We start from the raw sequence: 23,205 nt of genomic DNA, 5'->3' as shown, positions 1-23,205 counted from the left end.
TCATAATAACTAGCTCCTTCCGTAATGTAGCTCTGATTTGGTTTGGTTTTTCCAGTAAACATTCTAACCAAATTAACCTACGATTTTACGAGTAAGGAGCTAGTTTCGTTCATGATAACTCGGCTACTCCTGCGGGGTCTCCACCTAGCGCTATCTCCCTCAGGAGTCTTCGCCTTTTGCTCCAATCAACAGCTCAAATTTCCAAGTATTATATGATATAAGTTTTAAGTGGCAATGAAGTATTGTTAGGAATCTCACGGACCGCCCGCAGGCAAGCAAAGCGCCTGGAACGGAAATCAACGGTGTTTATGTGTTTCTTCATTCAAAAAAGCACTCTCCCGTAGGAAAGTGCTTTTTTGTGGTTATGCAGAAGTCTTTTCGTCTTGTTTCAACTCAGACCCATCATCTAAAATTAACTTCGGCGCTACATTGTCAGCAACCGTTTCAGCTGTAATCACACACTTCTTGATATCCTCACGAGAAGGCAGTTCATACATCACGTCAAGCATGAGTCCTTCAATGATAGATCTCAATCCACGTGCACCAGTTTTTCTCTCAATTGCTTTTTTCGCAATCTCAGATAATGCACCATCTTCAAACTCAAGTTCCACATTATCGAGATCAAGCATTTTTTGATATTGCTTTACAAGTGCATTCTTAGGTTTTGTAAGGATTTCAATTAGAGCATCCTCATCAAGCGGCATTAAGCTCGCTGTAACTGGAAGACGTCCGATGAATTCCGGAATTAAACCGAAACGAAGTAAATCTTCCGGCAATACTTTTCCAAGCAATTCTTTTTGCTCTAAATCATCCGCTTTTGTTTCCGCAGTACCGAAACCGATAACCTTTTTACCTAGACGGCGTTTGATGATTTGCTCGATTCCGTCAAATGCACCACCGCAAATAAATAGGATGTTGGTCGTATCGATTTGGATGAATTCTTGATGCGGGTGCTTACGCCCACCTTGAGGAGGAACGCTTGCTACAGTACCTTCAAGAATTTTCAATAGCGCTTGCTGTACACCTTCACCAGATACATCACGAGTGATGGACGGATTTTCAGATTTACGCGCTACTTTATCAATTTCATCGATGTAAATGATACCTTTTTCCGCTTTCTCTACATCATAATCAGCAGCTTGAATCAGTTTTAGCAGAATATTTTCTACATCTTCCCCAACATAACCAGCTTCTGTTAAGGAAGTCGCATCTGCAATCGCAAATGGTACATTCAGAATTCTTGCAAGTGTTTGAGCAAGAAGAGTTTTACCACTACCAGTTGGTCCGATCATGGCAATATTACTCTTTGCAAGCTCTACATCATCAATCTTACTGTTAGAGTTAATACGCTTATAGTGGTTATACACCGCAACAGATAAAGATTTCTTCGCAGACTCCTGACCAATAACATATTCGTCTAAAATATCACGAATTTCTTTTGGTTTTGGAACGTCTTTAAATTCTACTTCTTCCTCTGTACCCAACTCTTCTTCTACGATTTCCGTACAAAGTTCAATACATTCATCACATATGTATACGCCTGGACCTGCTACAAGTTTACGAACTTGATCTTGTGTTTTCCCGCAGAAAGAACACTTCAATTGTCCTTTTTCGTCATTAAATTTAAACAAATTGTTTCACCCCTTATCATTTCTCTCTTTTCCCATCCATCGGCTGGTTTCCTATAAAATGAGAAAATCTCATCACTTTTAAAAAATAGTTATGTACTGCATTTTACCACATTTTAGCCTAACATTTCTAATAATAATACTTTGGTTATGTATGGATATTTTAAAAGATGGGTCCGTACTATTGTATCCATGAATTCATTTTACTAACACAGTGATGAATGGAAAAAGCGGAAAACTTTACTTTTAAAAAGGTCTGTTAAACACCGCTGGTGATTTCCGCACCGGGCTTCGCTTTCCTCGGGGCGCTTGCTGAGCCTCCTCGGCTTTGCCTGCGGGGTCTCCTCTAACCGCTACCTCCCAAAGGAGTCTACGCCCTATGTTAGAATAACAGCAATAAAACTTTTTGGTATTAACAGTATTCATTAACAGAGCTTTTAAAATAGGTCTAGATGGTACAAAACAAGGCACGATCAAGTCGCGCCTTGTCTCTTATTCTCTATTATGCAACATCTTTGCTGTTTTCTACAAGGAAATCAATTGCTTTTCTGATTTTCAAATCTTCTTTAAGACCTTCCAAGCTACCTAATGCTTGCTTGATTTGGTCAACAGACATGTTGTACATGCCAGCCATTTTTTCGATCTCTTCGTTAGCTTCTTCATCAGTAACTTCGATGTTTTCAGCTTTAGAGATTGCTTCAAGCGTAAGGTTCATTTTCACACGCTTTTCTGCATCCTCTTTCATTTGAGTGCGAAGAGCTTCTTCATCTTGACCAGAGAACTGGAAGTAAAGCTCCATGTTCATACCTTGCATTTGAAGGCGTTGTTCGAATTCACGAACCATGCGGTCTGTTTCAGTTTTTACCATTGCTTCTGGAATTTCCACTTCTGCGTTAGCAGCAGCTTTGTCCACTAGCGTGTCGCGTAGGTGGTTGTCAGCTTCTGTTTTCTTAGATTCTTCAAGACGAGCTTTAGTTTTCGCTTTAAGCTCTTCAAGCGTTTCAACTTCTTCGTCTACATCTTTCGCGAACTCATCGTCAAGTGCAGGAAGTTCTTTTGTTTTGATCTCGTGTACAGTTACTTTGAAAACTGCAGGCTTACCAGCAAGCTCTTCAGCGTGGTACTCTTCAGGGAAAGAAACTTCTACTTCTTTCTCCGCTCCAGCTGCAAGACCTACTAATTGCTCTTCGAAACCTGGGATGAACGTGTTAGAACCGATTTCTAAAGAATAGTTCTCCGCTTTTCCGCCTTCGAATGCTTCACCGTTAACGAATCCTTCAAAGTCCATTACAACTGTATCGCCGTTCTCAACAGTTCCTTCTTCTTTTACAACAAGCTCAGCTTGACGCTCTTGAAGGCCTTTTAAGTCAGCTTCTACATCTTCGTCCGTAACGTTAGCGTCTAGACGCTCAACTTCTAATCCTTTGTACTCGCCAAGTTTAACTTCAGGCTTTACGATCACTTTAGCTGTGAATACTAGCTTTTCGTTTTTAGCGATTGTTTCGATGTCGATTTCTGGTTGATCCACAGGCTCGATTCCAGTTTCAACAACTGCGTTAGAATAAGCAGTTGGAAGAATGATATCAAGAGCATCTTGGTATAAAGATTCTACACCAAAACGTTGTTCGAACATTCCACGAGGAATTTTCCCTTTACGGAAACCTGGTACGTTAACTTTTGTAACTACTTTTTTGAATGCTGCGTCAAGACCATTATTAACCGTTTCCGCATCAACTTCAACTGTTAATACACCTTGATTACCTTCTAACTTTTCCCATTTAGCAGACATAATTTTCCCTCCAACATCTATTTTCAAAAAAGATAATGATTACACACTATCTAATCTGATGAACCACACATGGTGGTTGTTGTTTTCTACATTTTTGCTGCAAGTACACAGTCTTAAACACCCCTTGTTACAAGAGGTTACTCTAAGAACCTATATCGTATATACAGTTTACAACCCTTACATTATAACATAATCCCAGATGAGTTCAACACATAGCCTCATAATCGTAAATATGAAAAATCTTCAAGCTTATTGATTTCCCGTGTGACTGACTTCACTTCTAAAGCAGAAACGTGGTATTGCGCTGCCAACTCTTCGTCGTTTGCTTCCAAACCAAACAGTTCCACCCCGGCTCTATGCAAGCCAGCTGCCCATACTTCCGGTTTGTTTGGTGTGAATGGCATAGGAAATTGAACAGTATGTATTCGGACAAGCATTTCTTTTAAACCTTCGTATAATGTGGGGTTTTCACTTTCCACTTTATCTTCCAATATAGAAATGATTTTGTTTAAGAAAGGATCTTCTTCACCACTTTTTAAATTGGATGGAACAACGGTGGTTCGTTGCCCCATTTTGCTTACTTCTGTTTCCTTGTCCCAGCCTTGTTCTATAAGTATGTGCAGCAAGAAGGTTTTGAGGACAGGGTGCTTTAGTTCATCCTCTAAGTATTGTTGAATCTCAGGGATAAGCGGACGAATGTTGCGATGTTTCAACGATTGGATGAGTTCATATTGCTTTTGGACATTCCCTTCATGTAGCAAAAACAGTTCATCCTCATGTTCGTTATAATCTAGTTCCATTGATTCATTTTCTTCTGAAGGCAGCATCTTTCTTGCAAACTCCAAGAGCTGATAGAAATTTTGTGCATATTGTGCAGGCAGCTTATCTTCTTCAAGGATTGCTTCAATTGTGGATTTGACCTCTGCATACTCTTTTAACTGGATGAGAATCGTTATGTATATCTGAAGCACATGAAAATAATCACCAACATCTTCGCGGAGCATTTTCTTGCAACGGTTTTTTGCCTCTGTTAATTGACCAAGTTCCATATAGCAAACTACCATGCCAAGCTCCACTTCCGCATAGGCATAGTCATTCTCCCGGGCCTGTTCAAAGAGTTCCAACGCCTCGGAAAACTTTTTCTCTTTCATCGTTTGCATCGCTTTTTCCAGCAGTCGTTGTTTTAGATTAGGAAACTCCACTATCTTTTTTGGTTTTTTCATATGTATAGCCGTCCTATTTTTATTGTGAAAATATTTGAAACAAGTTTATCAATGTTTGGAGGGGAGCACAAGTGAAAGGGTGGAGATCCGGACGCTGGGAGAGTCTCTAAATGACCTTTTGTGGTTTTAGTGGAGAGCTTCCGGCATATAGACTGCTTCTATTTAACCTTTTGTCCTTCTGTTACCGTGCTTTGGGCATATAGAACGCTCCTATGTGACCTTTTGTCCTTCTATTACCGCGCTCCGGGCATTTAGAACGCTTCTATTTGACCTTTTGTCCTTCTGTTACGGTGCTTCGGGAATTTAGAAGGCTTCTATTTAACCTTTTGTCCTTCTGTTACCACGATTCGGGCATATAGAACGCTTCTATTTGACCTTTTGTCCTTCTGTTACGGTACTTCGGGAACATAGACAATTCCTATCCCCCCTATAAATCTAAACAATAACAAAAAAACACCATGCCCTCATTTTCATCAACACTCTTCATAGAAAGTGTTCATAAAAATGCACATAGTGTTTTTAAATAAGTGGCGTCCCAGGAGGGATTCGAACCCCCGACACACGGCTTAGAAGGCCGTTGCTCTATCCTGCTGAGCTACTGGGACAAAATTAAAAATAGGATAAATTTAGTTTTTCTTCATACCGTCGTCCCAATTTTGCTGGGAGGATAACTCAGGAAGTATCCAAAATCGGTACGCTGAAGTTGATTCAGGCAGCTTATTCGATCGTGCTCTATCCTGCTGAGCTACTGGTACAAAATTAACTTATGTACTTACCGACAAGAAATTTTTACTAATTATCAGCAGCGACAAGATTTATTATATGAGATACATACATTAAAGTCAACAGTTTTTAAAAAACTTTTCTTAAATAATTTTAAGTAGCTGTTCTTCTTTAATAGAGAGAGAGGAATCCCCTCTCTCTTGTCACTTCTCGAATGTATGGGAAGAAAGTTTTTCTCCCTTTTCATTATAGTAATGTACAAAATAACATGATTCTTTTGCATCTAGTATAGCATACGTTTTATTCCGTGTCATACGCGGAAGTTCAATGCTGCCTGGGTTGATAAAGAGGATCCCATCAAAATATTCTGCCCCTGCAATATGAGAATGACCGAAACATGCAATATTTGCACTTTCTTCTTCAGCAGCATACTTTAAGGGCAACAAAGAAGATTTCACCTGATACAAATGGCCGTGTGTAGCAAAAAGTCGTTGGTTGCCGATTTCCTTTGTTAATTGTTGAGGATAATCATCGTCAAAATCGCAGTTTCCCCTTACTCCATAAAAGCCTTTCATTTCTTCGCTTGTAGAAGGAAGTTCAGAATCCCCACAATGGATGAATAAATCCACTTCCCCCTGATGACGGGCTTTTATTTGCCGTAGCACCTCTGCTTGTCCATGATTGTCGCTAACAATTAAAACTTTCATGCTTCCACTCCTAATTTTTGCGGGAAAGCAACTCCCACTGATTGGTTAACTCTTTAATAGCATTTCCCCTGTGACTAATTTCGCTTTTTTCTTCCTTAGAGAGTTGGGCCATCGTCTTCTGTTTTTCTTTCACATAAAAAATAGGATCATAGCCGAATCCATTTTCTCCAATCGGTTCTGTGGCAATGGTTCCTTCACACGTTCCGCGAACAGTAAATTTTTCACCAGAAGGATCTACAACTGCAAGGACGCAAACAAACCTGGCCGTACGTTTTTCATCCGTAACCCCTTCCATCCCCAGAAGTACCTTTTGAATATTTTTCTTATCATCCTTTTCCATACCCGCATAACGTGCTGAGTACACACCTGGCTCACCATTTAGTGCATCTACCTCAAGGCCAGAATCATCTGCAAGCACGATCTTTCCAAGGTGTGCTGACACCGCCTCTGCCTTTAATAAAGCATTTTCTTCAAAAGTTATACCTGTTTCTTCCACGTCATGTATTTCTGGAAAATCAGCAAGTGATTTCACCTTGAATCCTTTTGGTTCCAAAATCACTTCAAAATCTTTTACTTTCCCAGGGTTATTTGTTGCGATAATTATTTCAGTCATCTTTATTTTCTCCTTTTCCATTACCAATGATACTTTGTGCCAATTTTTCCCAACACTTTCTTTTGCTCTTCAACAAGATGTAATACGCCTTCTTCAGCCAAGTCCAATAGTTCATTTAGCTGTTTTCTTGTAAAAGTTGCTTCTTCTCCCGTTCCTTGCAGTTCAACCAGATCCAAAGAGCCGGTCATAATGACGTTCATGTCCACCTGGGCAGTGGAATCTTCTATGTAGTTTAAATCAAGTAAAGCTTGGCCATCTTCCATAACGCCAACTGATGTTGCTGCTAAAAAATCTGTAATAGGCAGACTTGTTATCTTCTTTGCTTCGACTAGCTTTTGAAAAGCAAGGACCATCGCTACAAATGCCCCTGTGATAGACGCCGTTCTTGTGCCTCCGTCCGCCTGAATGACATCACAGTCAATCCAGATGGTTTTTTCGCCTATTTTGTCCAACTCTACAACAGAACGGAGAGCTCTGCCGATCAGTCGCTGGATTTCCATCGTTCTGCCGGTTACCTTGCCCTTAGTGGACTCCCGCATCGTTCTTTTTTCGGTTGCCCGAGGAAGCATGGAATACTCGGCTGTTATCCACCCTTTTCCCCCGCCGCGCATAAAAGGGGGTACTCTGTCTTCTATCGTGGCCGAACAAATTACTTTTGTGTTCCCTACACAAATTAATACCGATCCTTCAGGATGTGTGATGTAGTCCGTAATTATCTCAACCGCTCTTAATTGATTTTGCTCTCTACCATCTGATCTCGACATTCTTACAAGCTCCTTTTGTCTCCAATAAAATAAAGAAGAGGCAGCATAGCACCTCTTCTAATCATTCTTTCCTTAGTATAGCAAATTTCACACGTTAAAACCTGCCTGTGTTCACTTTTTCAGGGCGTGCGACAGGCTCTGAAATATTTGTTCCATCTGTCGCCATCAAGTCGCCTTCTCCATCGACAGTAATCGCAATGCTTTCAACTCCTGTTTGTTCTGTTAATGTCAGAACCAGCGAATCAACAATGGATTTTGATACAATTCTTCCTTCAAGGCCAAGGATAGCCTCATTAAAGTTCAATACCAAATTGCCATCAACCAGAACCGGCTCATCCAGAAGTGCCACTTCATTCGACAAGTCATTTGTTAAACCTGAAGTATGGGAAGGACCATTTATCAGCGCATCTACAATCGCAGAAAATTTGTCTTTACCTTCCAAGCTTAGACGTGATGTTACAGGTACATAATACGGCTCTCCGTTACTGCTCTCCGCCATAAAGTACAATGTTACAGCACGTGAACTCATTAGATCTACCGCTTCAGCAGTATTAAAATTGATTCCATTCGCTCTGCTGACACCGTCACCAATTGGTGTTTGATTTACTGGCATTACTGTTTGCTCATGTCCATTCACCATGATTTGGACTTTTTCCACATTTTCAAACTGCGTCAGCGTCCAAGTTATGGCTTGCAGAATTCTTTGTTCGTCTGCACCATCATAATTAGCAAATTCTTTTGAGAAGTCGGCAACAATGGTTCCGTCTTCTTTAAGATTCACATCCACTTCCGTCCCAGCAGGTAACACGGCTCTAAAGCCATTTGGAAGCAATTCATCCACCGGTCCTCCGGCAACTAAGTATTCTAATGCCTGCTTCGCCACTTCATTGGTTTTTGGGAGCTCCAATGTTTGCGAAACAACATATCCATTACTATCAATTAAGTATAATTCTCTTTGCACATTTTCTGAAACAGCTGCCTCTTCCCCATCCGTTTCTTCACCATTTGTTTCATTCTCAGCACCAGTTTCACTCGCAGCATCATCTACATATGAAACATCTTGCGGAATATCCTCTTCTTTTCCTGCCTGCTCGTCACCCCCAAATAATCCGCATCCAGATAACAATACCGAAGAAGCAAGCACGGCAGCAGCAGTCAATTTCACTTTTTTATGAGACATAGGTTTCCCTCCTAAGACGGTTTGTACTACTATGTATACGAGCTATTCCGAAAAATAGACCGAGCTTTAGAAAAAGTTTTGTCCCACAAAAATGAGCACAAAAAAACAGGACGAAAAGTTTCTGTCCTGTTTTCAACATTCTTTATATCCCAATCGGATCTAACACAATCGTCTTTACATTCTCGATTGGCTGTTCAAAAAGCTTACTTGCTATCTTTTCAAAAAGCTCTTTCGATCCGGTTGTGTAAAACTGATGATTTTCTGTACGTTGTTTTTTATTCAACAGCTTTTTAAAGTTGAGGATGGTACTCACTTCTCGTGCTGTTTCATCACCAGAACTGATCAATTGAATGCCTTCCCCCATTACAGCCTGTATGGTAGACGTCAATAGCGGATAATGCGTGCACCCAAGTATTAGCGTATCTATTTTCGATCCTTTAAAAAGGTGAAGGGTATCTTCTACAATTTCCTTTGCACGTTCTCCTTCAAATTCGCCACTCTCTACTAACGGTACAAAGTTTGGACACGCCAAGCTTTCTACCTTTACTTCATTGTTAATGGATTTCAAGGCATTGGCATAGGCACCACTATTAATCGTCCCCACAGTCCCGATCACACCAACCTGATAATTGGATGTAACCTTTAGGGCTGTTCTGGCACCCGGGTCCACCACTCCAATAACCGGAATATCTAATTGCTCTCGTATCTCATCCAAAACGACAGCAGTAGCTGTGTTACAGGCGATAACAAGCATTTTTATATCATGAGTCAATAAATACATTGTCATTTCCCATGTATAGAGACGAACTTCATCAACAGGTCTTGGTCCATATGGGCAACGCGCTGTGTCTCCTAAGTAAATAATGCGCTCTTTCGGCAACTGACGCATAATTTCTTTTGCAACTGTCAGCCCGCCAACACCAGAATCAATAACTCCAATTGGTCTTTGCAACTAAATCCCTCATTCTTTCATTTCTAGATGTAATCGTGCTAAACACTTTTCTAACATGAAAATTTCATCTTTGGAATAGTTCTTTAGTATGTTTTGCAAATAGTCCTGACGTTTTTTTACTACTTCCGCGATAATGCGCTCTCCCTCTTCTAAAAGATGAATTCGTACCACTCGGCGGTCGTTAGGATCTTTCACACGTTGAACAAGTTCATTCTTTTCCATACGATCCACAAGGTCAGTGGTCGTACTGCAAGCTAAATACATCTTTGTAGACAATTCGCCAATTGTCATATCTCCACCCTCTAAAAGCCATTGCAACGCAACAAACTGTGGAGGGGTAATCGTGTAATTGCTTAATATTTCGCGACCTTTTTGTTTTACTAAAGTCGCTATGTATCTCAATGATTTCTCAATATCTGCAACTAATTGCGGATCCTGCAATACTGCTTCATTCTGATTTGTCATTCCCGACCCTCTTTCTTCCCTTTTTCTTTTTATCTGAACATAGATGTCATGTAGTCATTGTGTCAGTTAAGTATATTTTCTTATGTTTTCATATAAAATGCAAGATGTAAAGGCTTATAATCATATTTACCCACATAGAAATACTTGGGTTTCTTCATAGGTAAATAACCGACTACCACTCATAACTGTATGGTTAGAAGATAGTCGGCGGTTTAAGTTAAAGCTCTAATTCTCCCATGCGAAGAAGCTCGACAACTGCTTGGGAACGCCCCTTCACTCCCAGCTTTTGCATAGCATTTGAAATGTGGTTCCGAACCGTCTTTTCACTGATAAACAACTCACCAGCAATCTCTTTGGTTGTCTTATCCTGAACTAACAGCTCAAATACTTCTCTTTCTCTTTTGGTAAGCAATGGCTTTGGTTGAAACTCTTTCTCCTTCAATAATTGTAACCCTCCTTGCCTTAGCCAGAGCTGAACTAGCGGATGGGTGTATATTTAGTCATGGTATAATATGTTAGAAGGAGGGCGGGAGTTACATGTATTTAGTCGGATTTCTTATTATTTTTTCAATGTTTCTCGGGAAAGGAAGAGATTTCGTTGTTCGTCACTCCAAGCTTCCCCTTTTCCAGTGTGCTTATTAAGTTGTACCATACGTCCTCTTCCAACAAAACAAGGCTCGCCGTTCCCCTTTTTACCTAGGTAATGCAGATCAACAGAAGAGGTTCCTACTTGCTGTGCTTTCACGTAAACCTCCAGTTCTTCTCCAAAATAAACTTGCTGCAGGAAATCGCATTGCAGATCCGCTACGACTGGGATGGTGTTGCTTCCTGCCTGTGTCCAGTCTTGCATAAAGCCAAGGCTTTTGAAAAATTCTATTCTAGCTTCCTCAAAATAAACAAATGGTACTGTGTTGTTCAGATGGCCGAACATATCAGTCTCGGAAAATCTCACTTTTACTCCATGACTGAATGAGAACTCATTCATCCATTGTTGCAAATCTTCTATATAAGCTGTTTTTTTCATAACCTGTTCCTCCCTAGTTAAAAATATTTATTTGTTTGGTATAACTCCTGTTTCCTTTCGTTCCAGGTGTTCGCTTTCCGCGGGACGCTGCTTGAGCCTCCTCGGCTTCGCCTGTGGGGTCTCAAGCTACCGTTATCCCCCGCAGGAGTCTCACACCTTGCACTTCAGTCAACAGGGGAAACTACTTTAGCTATAAAATTATTCTTATGAAATGGAAGGCGCGCAGACTTCTGCGGGAGGAAAGGACAGGGGAGACCCCGCAGGCTTGCCGATTAGGCTCCCGGACCGCCCGCAGAAAAGCGAAGCGCCTGGAACGGAGATCATCCGTCATTTAGACCATTCTGAATTTTCAAACATATGTTTTTGTAAAAAAACGCCCCTTTTAGGTAAGAGGCGTTCTGATAATTTTTTAGCCTTGGTCGGAACCAAAGAAGTTTCTGAACATCTGAACCGTCGTGTCGCGGTTAAGCGCAGCGATAGATGTAGTAAGAGGAATACCTTTCGGGCAAGACTGCACACAGTTTTGTGAGTTACCGCAGTTTGCAAGGCCTCCGTCTCCCATGATTGCTTCTAGACGTTCAGACTTGTTCATCTCCCCAGTTGGATGCGCATTGAATAGACGCACTTGGGAAAGTGGTGCCGGACCGATGAACTCGGACTTGCTGTTAACGTTCGGGCATGCTTCCAAGCACACACCACATGTCATACATTTGGAAAGCTCATAAGCCCATTGACGTTTTTTCTCTGGCATACGAGGACCAGGTCCAAGATCGTATGTGCCATCGATTGGAATCCATGCTTTTACCTTTTTCAAGGAATCGAACATGCGGCTTCTATCCACTTGAAGGTCACGAACAACAGGGAATGTGCTCATCGGCTCAAGAACGATAGGTTGCTCTAATTGGTCCACAAGCGCCGTACAGGATTGACGCGGCTTGCCGTTGATGACCATGGAACACGCACCACATACTTCCTCCAAACAGTTCATATCCCAGTTTACAGGAGTTGTCTCTTTTCCATCTTTATTGACAGGATTTCGACGAACTTCCATAAGTGCTGAGATTACGTTCATGTTAGGACGGTAAGGTAATTCAAAAGTTTCATAATAAGGGGTTCCCTCGGGACCATCTTGACGCTTCACTTTAAACGTTACAGTTTTAGTTTGTTCAGCCATCATTCTTTACCCCCTTTTTTCTTAGAGTAGTCACGCTTACGCGGCGGAATCAAGCTTACATCTACATCTTCATAGAAGAATTCAGGTGCAGATTTAGGACCTGTGAATTTCGCCATTGTCGTTTTTAGGAATTCCTCGTCATTACGTTCTGGGAAGTCCGGTTTGTAGTGCGCTCCGCGACTTTCGTTACGGTTGTATGCACCGATTGTGATAACACGAGCTAACTGAAGCATATGTTGAAGCTGACGTGTGAACGCCGCACCTTGGTTGCTCCATTTTGCTGTATCGTGGATGTTGATATTATCATAACGCTCAAGTAGCTCTTGGATTTTCTCATCTGTTTGCTTCAGCTTGTCGTTGTAACGTACAACTGTTACGTTGTCTGTCATCCACTCTCCAAGCTCTTTATGAAGCACATAAGCATTCTCTGTACCGTTCATTGTCATGATCTTGTTCCACTTTGCTTCTTCTTCTTTTACATAGCGATCGAAAAGAGAGGAAGAAAGGGAATCTGTGGATTTTTCCAATCCATTCATATATTCAACTGCTTTTGGACCAGCTACCATACCACCATAGATTGCAGATAGTAAGGAGTTCGCTCCAAGACGGTTTGCACCATGCTGAGAGTAATCACACTCACCTGCAGCAAATAGTCCAGGGATGTTGGTCATTTGGTCATAATCGACCCAGATTCCGCCCATGGAATAGTGAACAGCAGGGAAGATTTTCATTGGTACTTTACGTGGATCGTCTCCCATGAATTTTTCATAGATTTCAATGATTCCACCAAGTTTGATATCCAATTCTTTTGGATCTTTATGGGAAAGATCCAAGTACACCATGTTTTCACCGTTAACACCAAGCTTTTGGTTAACACACACGTCAAAGATTTCACGTGTTGCGATGTCACGTGGAACAAGGTTACCATAAGCCGGATATTTTTCCTCAAGGAAGTACCAAGGCTTACCGTCTTTATATGTCCATACACGTCCGCCTTCTCCACGAGCAGACTCACTCATCAGACGAAGCTTGTCATCTCCAGGAATGGCTGTCGGGTGAATCTGAATGAACTCACCATTCGCGTAATAAACACCTTGCTGATACACAATGGATGCTGCAGAACCTGTGTTGATAACAGAGTTTGTAGATTTACCGAAGATGATACCAGGTCCACCAGTTGCCATGATAACAGCATCTGCAGGGAATGATACAATCTCCATGCTTGTAAGGTTTTGTGCGACAACTCCGCGGCAAACGCCTTCGTCATCGATAACAGAACCTAAGAACTCCCAGCCTTCATATTTCGTTACAAGACCAGATACTTCGTGGCGACGAACTTGCTCGTCTAATGCGTACAACAGCTGCTGACCTGTTGTTGCTCCTGCAAAAGCTGTACGGTGATGCTGCGTTCCACCAAAGCGTCGGAAATCTAGTAATCCTTCAGGAGTTCGGTTGAACATAACTCCCATGCGGTCCAAAAGATGGATGATTCCAGGTGCCGCTTCACACATTGCTTTTACTGGAGGCTGATTTGCTAAGAAATCTCCTCCGTATACGGAATCGTCAAAGTGTTCCCAAGGAGAATCCCCTTCTCCTTTCGTGTTTACTGCCCCGTTAATTCCACCCTGGGCACAAACTGAGTGAGAACGTTTAACTGGTACTAATGAAAATAGATCAACTGGTACACCGGCTTCAGCGACTTTGATGGTTGCCATCAAGCCCGCAAGTCCACCGCCGACCACGATAACTTTTTTACTCATATGTAACTCACTCCTTAATAGTTGCTGATTAAACGAATGCTAGAATTGCACGTACCCCTACGAAAGATAATGCAAAGAAAATCCCAATTGTAACGTAGGTTGCAATAAGTTGAGAACGAGGAGTTACTGTAATTCCCCAGCTTACACAGAAAGACCAAAGTCCATTTGCAAAGTGGAAGATTGTTGCAATTACCCCAACAAGGTAGAACCAGAACATGAACGGACTAGATAAGATGTCTGCCATCATGTTGTAGTTAACGTCCGCACCAAGTGCAGCTGCGATTCTCGTTTCCCATACATGCCATACGATAAAAATTAATGTAACGATTCCTGTAAAACGTTGAAGCATAAACATCCAGTTACGAACAAATCCATACTTGCTTACATTGTTTTTTGCTGTAAAAGCAATATATAAGCCGTAGATAGCGTGGAATAAGATTGGAAGAAAAATTACAAAAATTTCTAGTGCATAACGGAACGGCAAGCTTTCCATAAAATGTGCCGCTTTGTTGAATGATTCTGGCCCTTTTGTCGCAAAGTGGTTGATCACCAAATGCTGAACCAAGAAAAGACCAACAGGAATGACTCCTAGTAACGAGTGGAGCCTACGAAGTAAAAATTCACGTTCAGTTGCCATCACTTAACCCCCTTTTTTCAAGTAAGAAAATAGATTAGATGTTTTGTAAGTTCTTTTTTTCACTATCTATTATAGTAAAAAATCATTGAACTCTCCATCTTGTTTTTTAAACTTTCAATAAAATGAAAGCCTTTGCAGATTTATCGACAAATATGTGACATATTTATTTTACTCCCCTATATGTGAAGCGTCAAGAAAACGCGACCAAAAATTGCACTTTTAAAAATACTTCTACACACCTTTAATTTTCAGAAAAATATAAAAATATATTAATAGAATAAAATACTCCATACGTTTCATTTATTAACACGGTTGGATGGTATATAATGAACATAGAGAAAGAGGGGAACTAAATGACTGAATCGAACAACCAACAACAAGTGATGGACACACAAATTCAAGTCCCTATCTTCGGGTACGAACTGATCCGCGATATGCTTCTACCTGACCTTTTGGGGAAAGATCATACCCAGGTCATCTATTGGGCAGGAAAACAGCTCGCACGCAAGTTTCCCATTGATACTCAAGAGGGAATTGGCCAATTCTTTAGAGAAGCAGGCTGGGGAGAGCTTGAATTATTGGAACAGAACAAGCATGAAGTTAAGTACGTGATCCGCGGGGAAATGGTAACGCGCCGCCTTGATTTGAATAAAGACGCCACTTTCCAACTTGAAGCGGGATTTCTTGCCGAGCAAATCCAACGTCTAAAAGGCAAAACTGCGGAAGCGATTGAAGAACAAAAAAAGAAAAAAGAGATACTGATTACGGTACAGTGGGATAAATGATGATGTTGCTGCCTCCAGGGTGATTCCGCCTGAACTAGGTTGCTAGGTTTGGGGGTTATACTGCCTTACGGGTGGCAATTTGATAGAACATGTCGTTTTTTGTCGAACGGCATGTATTTTTTATTTTTGGAAAGTATTTGGGTGAGTTTGGCTCGTATTTTTAATTTACGGAAAGTATTTTGGGCCGTTTGGCTCGTATTTGTAATTTACGGAAAGTAAACACCACATCGCACCCCCTAACCCACAAAAAAAGTACCCTTTCCACCAGGAAAAGGGCATTCCACAAACAAAAACTACTATTCAATTAGCTTAATACTCTCTCAACAGACTCTTCTCCTAGCTTAAATGCCACATGAAGTGCCTCAACCGCACGAACCATCTCTGTAACATCCACCACCGTAGAAACTTTAATTTCCGATGTACTTACCATTTTCACATGGATGCCCTCTGTAGCAAGGACTTGGAACATTTCTGCTGCGACTCCAGGATTTGATACCATACCGGATCCAACGATAGAAACTTTCGCCAAACCGCTCTCCTGCTCGATACCCGTAAACCCTAGACGCCCTTGATGTTGCTCTAACACTTCTATTGTTTCTTTTACGTCCACTGTTTTAACAGAGAATGATATATTCGTAGTATCTTTATCCATGCTAGTTTGAATGATAATGTCCACATTCAAACTGTGCTGAGCTAATGTCGTGAAAATGGTGGATAATGTATGTAGTTCATTTGGCAAGCCACATACCGTAATTCGGGTGATTTGGTCTTCGAATGCTATTCCTCTGACAACTAGATTTTTTTCCATGGATACTTCCTCCTCAATGATCGTTCCTTCTTCCTCTTCCATACTGGATCGTACAACCAGCTGTACGCCATAGTTTTTTGCAAATTCAACCGCACGCGGGTGAAGCACACCTGCACCTAAGTTGGCCAGTTCGAGCATTTCATCATATGCAATTGCCGCAAGCTTTCTTGCACCTTTCACAAAACGAGGATCAGTCGTGAATACTCCCGTCACATCTGTATAAATATCACACTTCTCCGCATTCAAAGCAGCAGCTAATGCAACCGCAGTTGTATCCGAGCCGCCACGGCCTAGTGTCGTAATCTCATTATTAGCAGTGATTCCTTGGAAGCCGGCAACAATGACAATTTTTCCTGAATCCAGGTAGCTTTTTAACAAATCTGTTTCAATATGCGTGATTCTTGCGTTTCCGTGTACTGGCTCTGTACGGATTCCTGCCTGCCAGCCTGTTAGGGATACTGCTTCATGACCTCTAACTTGCAAAGCCATAGCCAATAGGGAGATGGTAATTTGTTCTCCTGTTGTCAAAAGCATATCCATGTCGCGCTTACTAGGGTGAGGATTAATTGCATTTGCTAGAGTTAACAGTTCGTCGGTTGTTTTGCCCATCGCTGATACGACGACAACCACTTTGTGTCCGTTTTCCACTTCATTGATGACTCGACTTGCTACGTGCTGAATTCGTTCAACCGAGCCCACTGATGTTCCTCCGAATTTCTGTACAACAATCGTTGACATGTGCACCATTCCCTTTTCATTAGTTAGTTCCGTTAAACGCCGCTGTTGATTTTCTGCACCGGACTTCGCTTTCCCAGGGGCTGACGAGAGCCTCCTCGGCAAGCCTGCGGGGTCTCCACCTAGCGCTTTCTCCCTCGGGAGTCTCCGCACTGTGCTACAATCAACAGCTAAGTTACTGATTTTATTTACAGAATCTGTAGTCTCATCATAATGTTAGATAGTTCTCAGTACGCATTTAGCCATAGCAGCTTTTTTAAGGAAATAAAAAAACAGCAATGAGCTAAGGTCTCATTGCTGTGATTGGTAAAATAAAGAATCCGTTCACGCGGTGAGATAGCTCTCCAGGCAGCACAAAGACAACCTGACAGTCCTACATTTCTTAAACGCAGAACCAGTAAAAAAAAGAAAAAGAGACTTTTTTTTACTTCGGCGATCCTCCCCTTTCCGTAATCATCTCGGAAGCTCTTTCTTCTCCGATTACATACTTTTGAAGTTCGCACCTCTATCATCACTTCATCGATTTGAAGTGGCACATTATGAAATTAATAGTGATTATATCAGACAATATGAATCCTTTCAACACCTATTCGCGAAGTTTTTTAAAAATTTCTTCAGCTACTGCTTTCGGTATTTTGGCAGCTTGAATATCCTCCACCGTTGCCTCTTTCATTTTTGCAACTGATCCAAAGTGCTTCATCAACGCTTTCTTTCTTGTCGCGCCAACTCCACTGATTTCATCCAAAATTGATTGAAAAACACTTTTACTTCTAATTTGACGATGGAAGGTAATAGCAAATCTGTGGACTTCATCTTGAATTCGTTGCAAAAGATAAAACTCCTGACTCGTCCTCTCGAGCGGAACGATCATTGCGTCTTCGCCTGCAAGAAGGTTGCTCGTTCTATGTTTATCATCTTTGGCAAGGCCGACAATTGGAACAAATAAATCCAGTTCATTTTCAAGGACGTCCCTTACAGCACTCATATGGCCTTTGGCACCATCGATTACAATCAAGTCCGGTAACGGTAAAGATTCTTTTAGCACACGGGTATACCTTCTTCTGACTACTTCTCTCATGGATTCATAATCATCAGGTCCTTGTACGCTTTTGGTTTTATATTTCCGGTATTCTCGTTTCTCTGGTTTTCCATCAATAAATACCACCATCGCAGAAACAGGATCCGTCCCTTGGATATTCGAGTTATCAAACGCTTCTATGCGGTGCGGGGTCATGATGCCCAGGATTTCCCCGAGATTTTCGACAGCTTTAATCGTTCGGCTTTCATCCCGTTCAATCAATGAAAATTTTTCTCCGAGGGCCACTTTCGCATTCTTGTTTGCCAGATCCACCAGCTGCTTCTTTTTACCCCGTTGCGGCTGCAGCACATTAGTTTGCAATAGTTCTTGTGCAACCGGCAAATCAATTTGACTAGGAAGCATGACTTCTTTTGGTACAAAATGATTTTGCTTAGAATAGAACTGCCCGAGGAATGTTAAGAAATCCTCTTCCGGTTCGTTGTAAATTGGGAATAACGATACATCTCGTTCAATCAGTTTACCCTGACGAATGAAAAAGACCTGAACACACATCCATCCCTTGTCAAAAGCAAATCCGAAAACATCCCTGTCGACAAAGTCATTCATCTCCATTTTCTGCTTTTCCATTGTTGCTTCAATGTTGATGATTTGATCCCGGAACTCTTGCGCCCGTTCAAATTCCAGGTTCTCAGAGGCTTTTATCATTTTATCCGTAAGCTCGTTTTTGACTTCCTTATATCCGCCGTTAAGAAACCGGACAATTCCATCCACCATTTGCTTGTTCGTTTCTTCAGATACATGTTCCACACATGGTGCAAGGCATTGACCCATGTGATAGTAGAGACATACCCTGTCTGGAAGTGTCATGCATTTGCGAAGTGGGTAGATTCTGTCTAGCAGCTTCTTCGTTTCATTTGCCGCTTGAACATTGGGGTACGGTCCAAAATATTTCCCTTTATCCTTTTGCACTTTGCGGGTGATTAAAAGACGAGGATGCTTTTCCGCTGTAATTTTTATAAAAGGATAACGTTTGTCATCTTTCAGCATGACATTGTATTTTGGGTTATGTTTTTTGATAAGATTCAGTTCCAGTATCAGCGCTTCAATATTGGAGGAAGTCACAATATATTCAAAATCCACAATTTCATTTACGAGCCTGAGTGTTTTTCCATCATGGCTACCTGTAAAATAAGAGCGGACACGATTTTTGAGCACCTTTGCCTTTCCGACATAGATGATGGTTCCTTGACGATCCTTCATCAGGTAACATCCCGGTTGGTCAGGCAGTATGGCAAGTTTTTCTTTTAATGATTCGTTCAATGTATTTTTCCTCCCAACCAAGATTTATTGTATGTAATCTATTATACCTTGTTTCGTACGTATGTTCCATTTGGAAGTATTAGGATTGAGAGAGAGGGGTTGGGACTGGGGGGCTAGCATGGATTGAGAGAGTTTTCTTGATATATTCCTAAGTTTTCTTGATATATTCCGAGTTTTCTTGATATCCCCCTTAGTTTTCTTGATATATTACATATTTTCTTGATATCCCTCTGACTTTTCTTGATATATCCATAGTTTTCTCGATAACCGCGACTTTCCCCTATTAGTAAGCCTCAACATACGCAAAAAGCCCGGTCACAGGACCGGGCTTTTTTCCAAAACGCATTAAGCGTGCTTGTTTAATAGTTCAGCCAAAGCTTCTTTCGGTTGGAAACCTACTGCTTTGTCTACTACTTCACCGTTTTTGATAACAAGTAAAGTTGGGATGCTCATTACGCCGAATTTTCCAGCAGTTTCTTGATTCTCATCCACATCAACTTTTACGATTTTCACTTTGTCACCCATGTCTTGATCTAATTCTTCAAGAACTGGAGCGATCATTTTACAAGGTCCGCACCAAGGCGCCCAGAAATCTGCAAGAACTAAGCCTTCGCTAGTTTCTTGTGTAAAGTTTTGGTCAGTTGCATTTGTAATTGCCATAATAAATTCCTCCTAAGCTTTTATCTCACAGTTAACAATATATGCTGTTAATGTGTTCTCTGACAGATGGAAAATCTTTCAGAGATTTACTATAGATAAAGTATAGCATCTACGATATAGTGTTGCTAATTATTTGCTTCGTTATAGGTTTACCCGTTTTCGACCATTTTATTTAAGACTAAAATCCCTAGAAACACCGCTGGTGATTTCCGTAAATGGCTTCGCTTTCAGCGGGACGGTGCTTGAGCCTCCTCGCTGCGCTGCGGGGTCTCAAGCTACCGTTACTCCCCCGCTGGAGTCTACGCATTTGCTCCAATCACCAGCTAGGTTATCCCTTATTCAATCCATCACATCAAAACAGCCAAGCACCTCACGTGCCTGGCTGTTTGTTGATTTAAGCTTAGTTCGTCACCAATAGCTTTTTAAATTCAGCTGTTAACATCGGAACCACTTCAAACAGGTCACCGACGATGCCGTAGTCAGCTACTTTGAAAATGTTTGCTTCTGGGTCTTTATTGATCGCTACGATTACTTTGGAGTTGGACATACCAGCAAGATGCTGAATCGCTCCGGAGATACCGCAAGCAATGTAAAGGTCAGGAGTTACGACTTTACCGGTTTGACCGATTTGCAGAGAGTAATCACAATAGTCTGCGTCACACGCTCCACGGGAAGCACCAACTGCCGCTCCAAGTACGTCTGCCAATTCTTTTAGTGGCTCGAAGCCTTCTTCAGATTTTACTCCACGACCACCAGCTACCACTACTTTCGCCTCGGAAAGATCTACACCCTCTGTAGCTTTACGAACGACTTCTTTAATAATTGTGCGAAGATCCTTCACATCAACATCAAGAGAAGTAACGTCACCTGAACGTGACTCATCTTTTTCAAGAGATGCAATGTTGTTTGGACGTACTGTTGCAAAAATGACGCCATCTGTTACGATTTTCTTTTCAAATGCTTTTCCAGAGTAGATTGGTCTTGTGAAAACTAAGTTTCCACCAACCTCTTCCACCTCAGTAGCATCAGAAATCAAGCCGGAATTTAATTTGGAAGCCAATTTAGGGGACAAGTCTTTTCCTAAAGCTGTATGTCCAAAAATAATTCCTTCTGGGTTTTCGGAATCAATGACTGCCATTAAAGCTTGAGAGTAACCGTCAGATGTGTACGCTTTCAAGTTAGCGTGTTCAATTGTTACAACACGGTCTGCACCGTAAGCAATCAGTTCTTGAGCAAGGGATCCTACGCCTTCCCCAACTAGTACAGAAACTACTTCGCCACCTTCTGCTACTGTTTTTCCTGCTGCAATTGCTTCAAATGAAACATTACGTAATGCGGAATCACGCACTTCTGCTAATGTTAATACTTTTCTTGCCATGTTTGTCTCCTCCTGTCCATGTATCTATCTTTAATCCCTATTAAATGAGGCTATTGATTTCCGCAGCTGGCTTCGCTTTCCGCGGGGCACTTGCTGAGCATCCTCAGGCCTCCTGCGGGGTCTCACCTAAGTGCTACCTCCCGTCGGAGTCTACGCCATCTGCTCCAATCAAACGCTAAAAGTTTCTATCACTTATTAAATTACTTTCGCTTCGTTTCTTAATGCGGAAACCAATTCTTTTACTTGCGCATCCAACTCACCTTGAAGCACTCGACCTGCTTCTTTTTTCGGAGGAAGGTAGATTTCAAGCGTTTTTGTCTTCGCTTCTACATCATCTTCATCAAGGTCTAAATCATCTAATTCTAATTCTTCAAGAGGCTTTTTCTTTGCCTTCATAATTCCAGGTAGAGATGGATAGCGCGGATCGTTTAATCCCTGTTGTGCTGTTACAAGCAATGGAAGGGATGTTTCAATAACTTCGGAATCTCCTTCAACATCGCGCACGATAGTAGCTTTTCCGCCTTCGATTTCTAGCTTTGTGATGGTGGTTACGTAAGGAATATCCAATAATTCCGCTACACGAGGCCCCACTTGTCCGGAACCACCGTCAATGGCTACGTTACCGCCGATAATCAAGTCTGCATCTTTATCTTTTAAGAATTCAGCCAAGATTTTCGCCGTTGTAAATTGATCTCCGTTTTCTACGTCATCTTCTGTGTTGATCAACACTGCTTTGTCAGCACCCATCGCAAGAGCCGTACGAAGTTCTTTTTCTGCCTCTTCAGAACCTACTGTCACAACAGTTACTTCCCCGCCATGCGTGTCTCTAACTTGAATTGCTTCCTCTACCGCATACTCATCGTAAGGGTTGATAATGAATTCTGCACCATCTTCATTTATGCTGCCATTTGAAACGGTTAGTCTTTCCTCAGTATCAAATGTTCTTTTTAATAAAACAAAAATATTCATCACAGTACCTCCTGTTTAAACATTAATTTTATTAGTAATATTCAGATTTTATATTATAAAAAAAATTACTTCCCTTTAAATTCAGGAGCTCTTTTTTCCATAAACGCAGTAATACCTTCTTTGCCATCTTCTGATGTGAAGACTCTACCAAATAATTGCGCTTCTCTTTCTACGCCTTGATAAAATTCTTCATGCTTTGCAAAACGGGACAACTCAATGACAGAAGCAACCGAGATTGGTCCTTTTTGTGCAATCTTTTTCGCCATCTTAAAAGCTTCATCCATTAAAACTTCTTCATCGACAGCTTTGTTTGCAAGTCCCCATTGAACAGCTTCTTCCCCTGTTAGTGTGTCACTTGTAAACAGCATTTCAAATGCCTTGGCGGAACCAACTAATTTAGGCAAACGCTGAGTCCCAGCAAAACCAGGGATTAGCCCCAACTGCAACTCCGGCAGACCTAGTTTAGCTGTTTTTGTTACTAAGCGGATATGGCAACCCATTGCCAGTTCAAGGCCTCCGCCTAAAGCTGCACCATGAATGGCTGCGATAATCGGCTTTGGAAAGTTCTCCATTCTTTCAAAAAGATCCTGACCGAATTTTGCAAGCTCGGCAAATTCTTCACCGGTTTCCACCGTGGTGAATTCTTTGATGTCCGCACCAGCAGAGAAAAATCTACCTTCTCCGTGAATCAGAACAACCCTTACCTCTTCTTGCTTTTCTAAGTCATCCATCAATAATGAAAGCTCTTTCAAAACTGCGGATGACAAAGCATTCGCGGGGGCTTTGTTTATGGTGATGAGAGCAATTCGTTCTTCTACTTTCATTTGCAAAAATTCCATTAATAATCCCCTCCTTATGTATAGAACACAGAG

Annotated in this window: 21 protein-coding genes, 1 tRNA gene and 1 riboswitch; of the genes, 1 reads left to right on the top strand and 21 read right to left on the bottom strand. The window is 41.5% G+C overall.

Going from position 1 to position 23,205, the window contains the following annotated elements:
* Nucleotides 1–362: 362 nt before the first annotated feature.
* The 15 genes from clpX to HF078_RS08340 form a co-directional block, all read right to left on the bottom strand.
* Nucleotides 363–1,631, bottom strand: a complete 1,269-nt coding sequence (gene clpX, locus HF078_RS08410) for an ATP-dependent protease ATP-binding subunit ClpX (protein ID WP_148987816.1) — start codon at nt 1,629–1,631, stop codon at nt 363–365.
* A 499-nt stretch (nt 1,632–2,130) separates the two neighbouring features.
* Nucleotides 2,131–3,417 carry a trigger factor gene (gene tig, locus HF078_RS08405; RefSeq protein WP_169290729.1) on the bottom strand — a complete coding sequence of 429 codons (1,287 nt, stop codon included), beginning with the start codon at nt 3,415–3,417 and terminating at the stop codon, nt 2,131–2,133.
* Nucleotides 3,418–3,635: 218 nt separating this feature from the next.
* A complete protein-coding gene (locus tag HF078_RS08400) occupies nt 3,636–4,640 on the bottom strand; it encodes a tetratricopeptide repeat protein (RefSeq protein WP_169290728.1) in 1,005 nt (334 codons plus the stop codon).
* 528 nt (nt 4,641–5,168) lie between these two features.
* Nucleotides 5,169–5,245 (bottom strand) — tRNA-Arg (locus HF078_RS08395).
* Nucleotides 5,246–5,566: 321 nt separating this feature from the next.
* On the bottom strand, nt 5,567–6,070 hold the full coding sequence (locus tag HF078_RS08390; protein WP_169290727.1) for a metallophosphoesterase: 504 nt from the start codon (nt 6,068–6,070) through the stop codon (nt 5,567–5,569).
* A gap of 10 nt (nt 6,071–6,080) precedes the next feature.
* A complete protein-coding gene (locus tag HF078_RS08385; RefSeq protein ID WP_169290726.1) occupies nt 6,081–6,683 on the bottom strand; it encodes an XTP/dITP diphosphatase in 603 nt (200 codons plus the stop codon).
* A gap of 20 nt (nt 6,684–6,703) precedes the next feature.
* The gene (rph, locus tag HF078_RS08380) at nt 6,704–7,447 is read right to left on the bottom strand and encodes a ribonuclease PH (protein ID WP_169290725.1); all 744 of its coding nucleotides are present in this window, start codon (nt 7,445–7,447) and stop codon (nt 6,704–6,706) included.
* Between the two features lie 94 nt (nt 7,448–7,541).
* Nucleotides 7,542–8,627, bottom strand: a complete 1,086-nt coding sequence (locus HF078_RS08375; protein WP_169290724.1) for a GerMN domain-containing protein — start codon at nt 8,625–8,627, stop codon at nt 7,542–7,544.
* A 142-nt stretch (nt 8,628–8,769) separates the two neighbouring features.
* Nucleotides 8,770–9,579: a glutamate racemase gene (gene racE, locus HF078_RS08370; RefSeq protein WP_169290723.1), complete on the bottom strand. Its 810-nt coding sequence runs from the start codon at nt 9,577–9,579 to the stop codon at nt 8,770–8,772.
* Between the two features lie 9 nt (nt 9,580–9,588).
* A complete protein-coding gene (locus HF078_RS08365; RefSeq protein WP_063560031.1) occupies nt 9,589–10,044 on the bottom strand; it encodes a MarR family winged helix-turn-helix transcriptional regulator in 456 nt (151 codons plus the stop codon).
* A 217-nt stretch (nt 10,045–10,261) separates the two neighbouring features.
* Nucleotides 10,262–10,486: a spore germination transcription factor GerE gene (gene gerE / locus HF078_RS08360; RefSeq protein ID WP_047972062.1), complete on the bottom strand. Its 225-nt coding sequence runs from the start codon at nt 10,484–10,486 to the stop codon at nt 10,262–10,264.
* A 117-nt stretch (nt 10,487–10,603) separates the two neighbouring features.
* Nucleotides 10,604–11,068, bottom strand: a complete 465-nt coding sequence (locus HF078_RS08355) for an acyl-CoA thioesterase (protein WP_169290722.1) — start codon at nt 11,066–11,068, stop codon at nt 10,604–10,606.
* 409 nt (nt 11,069–11,477) lie between these two features.
* Nucleotides 11,478–12,242, bottom strand: a complete 765-nt coding sequence (gene sdhB, locus HF078_RS08350; RefSeq protein ID WP_168863587.1) for a succinate dehydrogenase iron-sulfur subunit — start codon at nt 12,240–12,242, stop codon at nt 11,478–11,480.
* Entirely contained in the window at nt 12,242–14,002 is a 1,761-nt protein-coding gene (sdhA, locus tag HF078_RS08345; RefSeq protein WP_169290721.1) for a succinate dehydrogenase flavoprotein subunit, read from the bottom strand. The genes sdhB and sdhA overlap by 1 nt, the downstream gene beginning before the upstream one ends.
* 28 nt (nt 14,003–14,030) lie before the next feature.
* The gene (locus tag HF078_RS08340) at nt 14,031–14,639 is read right to left on the bottom strand and encodes a succinate dehydrogenase cytochrome b558 subunit (protein ID WP_060664849.1); all 609 of its coding nucleotides are present in this window, start codon (nt 14,637–14,639) and stop codon (nt 14,031–14,033) included.
* Nucleotides 14,640–14,992: 353 nt separating this feature from the next.
* Between HF078_RS08340 and HF078_RS08335 the strand changes: the two genes are divergently transcribed.
* Complete coding sequence (locus HF078_RS08335) at nt 14,993–15,424, top strand: YslB family protein (protein ID WP_169290720.1); 432 nt, start codon at nt 14,993–14,995, stop codon at nt 15,422–15,424.
* Nucleotides 15,425–15,728: 304 nt separating this feature from the next.
* On the opposite strand, the gene HF078_RS08330 is transcribed toward HF078_RS08335, so the two are convergent.
* The 6 genes from HF078_RS08330 to HF078_RS08305 form a co-directional block, all read right to left on the bottom strand.
* Nucleotides 15,729–16,970, bottom strand: a complete 1,242-nt coding sequence (locus tag HF078_RS08330) for an aspartate kinase (protein WP_169290719.1) — start codon at nt 16,968–16,970, stop codon at nt 15,729–15,731.
* Between the two features lie 326 nt (nt 16,971–17,296).
* Nucleotides 17,297–17,483, bottom strand: a riboswitch (Lysine riboswitch).
* Between the two features lie 70 nt (nt 17,484–17,553).
* Nucleotides 17,554–19,326 (bottom strand): excinuclease ABC subunit UvrC, encoded by a 1,773-nt coding sequence (gene uvrC / locus HF078_RS08325; protein WP_169290718.1) that lies wholly within the window; start codon nt 19,324–19,326, stop codon nt 17,554–17,556.
* Nucleotides 19,327–19,671: 345 nt separating this feature from the next.
* Nucleotides 19,672–19,986, bottom strand: a complete 315-nt coding sequence (trxA, locus tag HF078_RS08320; protein WP_060664845.1) for a thioredoxin — start codon at nt 19,984–19,986, stop codon at nt 19,672–19,674.
* A gap of 400 nt (nt 19,987–20,386) precedes the next feature.
* Nucleotides 20,387–21,364, bottom strand: coding sequence for an electron transfer flavoprotein subunit alpha/FixB family protein (locus tag HF078_RS08315; protein ID WP_169290717.1), 978 nt, complete (start codon nt 21,362–21,364; stop codon nt 20,387–20,389).
* 195 nt (nt 21,365–21,559) lie between these two features.
* Nucleotides 21,560–22,333: an electron transfer flavoprotein subunit beta/FixA family protein gene (locus HF078_RS08310; protein ID WP_010195739.1), complete on the bottom strand. Its 774-nt coding sequence runs from the start codon at nt 22,331–22,333 to the stop codon at nt 21,560–21,562.
* A gap of 65 nt (nt 22,334–22,398) precedes the next feature.
* Nucleotides 22,399–23,172, bottom strand: coding sequence for an enoyl-CoA hydratase (locus HF078_RS08305; protein ID WP_168863097.1), 774 nt, complete (start codon nt 23,170–23,172; stop codon nt 22,399–22,401).
* Nucleotides 23,173–23,205 lie beyond the last annotated feature (33 nt).

The organism is Bacillus sp. RO2, from assembly GCF_012911845.1.
Lineage (GTDB): Bacteria > Bacillota > Bacilli > Bacillales > Bacillaceae_I > Sutcliffiella_A.
The sequence above is the reverse complement of the archived record's forward strand: the minus strand, read 5'-3'. Positions and strand labels throughout refer to the sequence as shown.

Excerpts from the sequence above, each read along its gene's own strand:
- tig (WP_169290729.1), bottom strand. The coding sequence starts at position 3,417 with ATGTCTGCTAAATGGGAAAAGTTAGAAGGTAATCAAGGTGTATTAACA.
- HF078_RS08400 (WP_169290728.1), bottom strand. The coding sequence starts at position 4,640 with ATGAAAAAACCAAAAAAGATAGTGGAGTTTCCTAATCTAAAACAACGA.
- HF078_RS08390 (WP_169290727.1), bottom strand. The coding sequence starts at position 6,070 with ATGAAAGTTTTAATTGTTAGCGACAATCATGGACAAGCAGAGGTGCTA.
- HF078_RS08385 (WP_169290726.1), bottom strand. The coding sequence starts at position 6,683 with ATGACTGAAATAATTATCGCAACAAATAACCCTGGGAAAGTAAAAGAT.
- rph (WP_169290725.1), bottom strand. The coding sequence starts at position 7,447 with ATGTCGAGATCAGATGGTAGAGAGCAAAATCAATTAAGAGCGGTTGAG.
- HF078_RS08375 (WP_169290724.1), bottom strand. The coding sequence starts at position 8,627 with ATGTCTCATAAAAAAGTGAAATTGACTGCTGCTGCCGTGCTTGCTTCT.
- HF078_RS08365 (WP_063560031.1), bottom strand. The coding sequence starts at position 10,044 with ATGACAAATCAGAATGAAGCAGTATTGCAGGATCCGCAATTAGTTGCA.
- HF078_RS08355 (WP_169290722.1), bottom strand. The coding sequence starts at position 11,068 with ATGAAAAAAACAGCTTATATAGAAGATTTGCAACAATGGATGAATGAG.
- sdhB (WP_168863587.1), bottom strand. The coding sequence starts at position 12,242 with ATGGCTGAACAAACTAAAACTGTAACGTTTAAAGTGAAGCGTCAAGAT.
- sdhA (WP_169290721.1), bottom strand. The coding sequence starts at position 14,002 with ATGAGTAAAAAAGTTATCGTGGTCGGCGGTGGACTTGCGGGCTTGATG.
- HF078_RS08340 (WP_060664849.1), bottom strand. The coding sequence starts at position 14,639 with ATGGCAACTGAACGTGAATTTTTACTTCGTAGGCTCCACTCGTTACTA.
- HF078_RS08335 (WP_169290720.1), top strand. The coding sequence starts at position 14,993 with ATGACTGAATCGAACAACCAACAACAAGTGATGGACACACAAATTCAA.
- HF078_RS08330 (WP_169290719.1), bottom strand. The coding sequence starts at position 16,970 with ATGTCAACGATTGTTGTACAGAAATTCGGAGGAACATCAGTGGGCTCG.
- trxA (WP_060664845.1), bottom strand. The coding sequence starts at position 19,986 with ATGGCAATTACAAATGCAACTGACCAAAACTTTACACAAGAAACTAGC.
- HF078_RS08315 (WP_169290717.1), bottom strand. The coding sequence starts at position 21,364 with ATGGCAAGAAAAGTATTAACATTAGCAGAAGTGCGTGATTCCGCATTA.
- HF078_RS08310 (WP_010195739.1), bottom strand. The coding sequence starts at position 22,333 with ATGAATATTTTTGTTTTATTAAAAAGAACATTTGATACTGAGGAAAGA.
- HF078_RS08305 (WP_168863097.1), bottom strand. The coding sequence starts at position 23,172 with ATGGAATTTTTGCAAATGAAAGTAGAAGAACGAATTGCTCTCATCACC.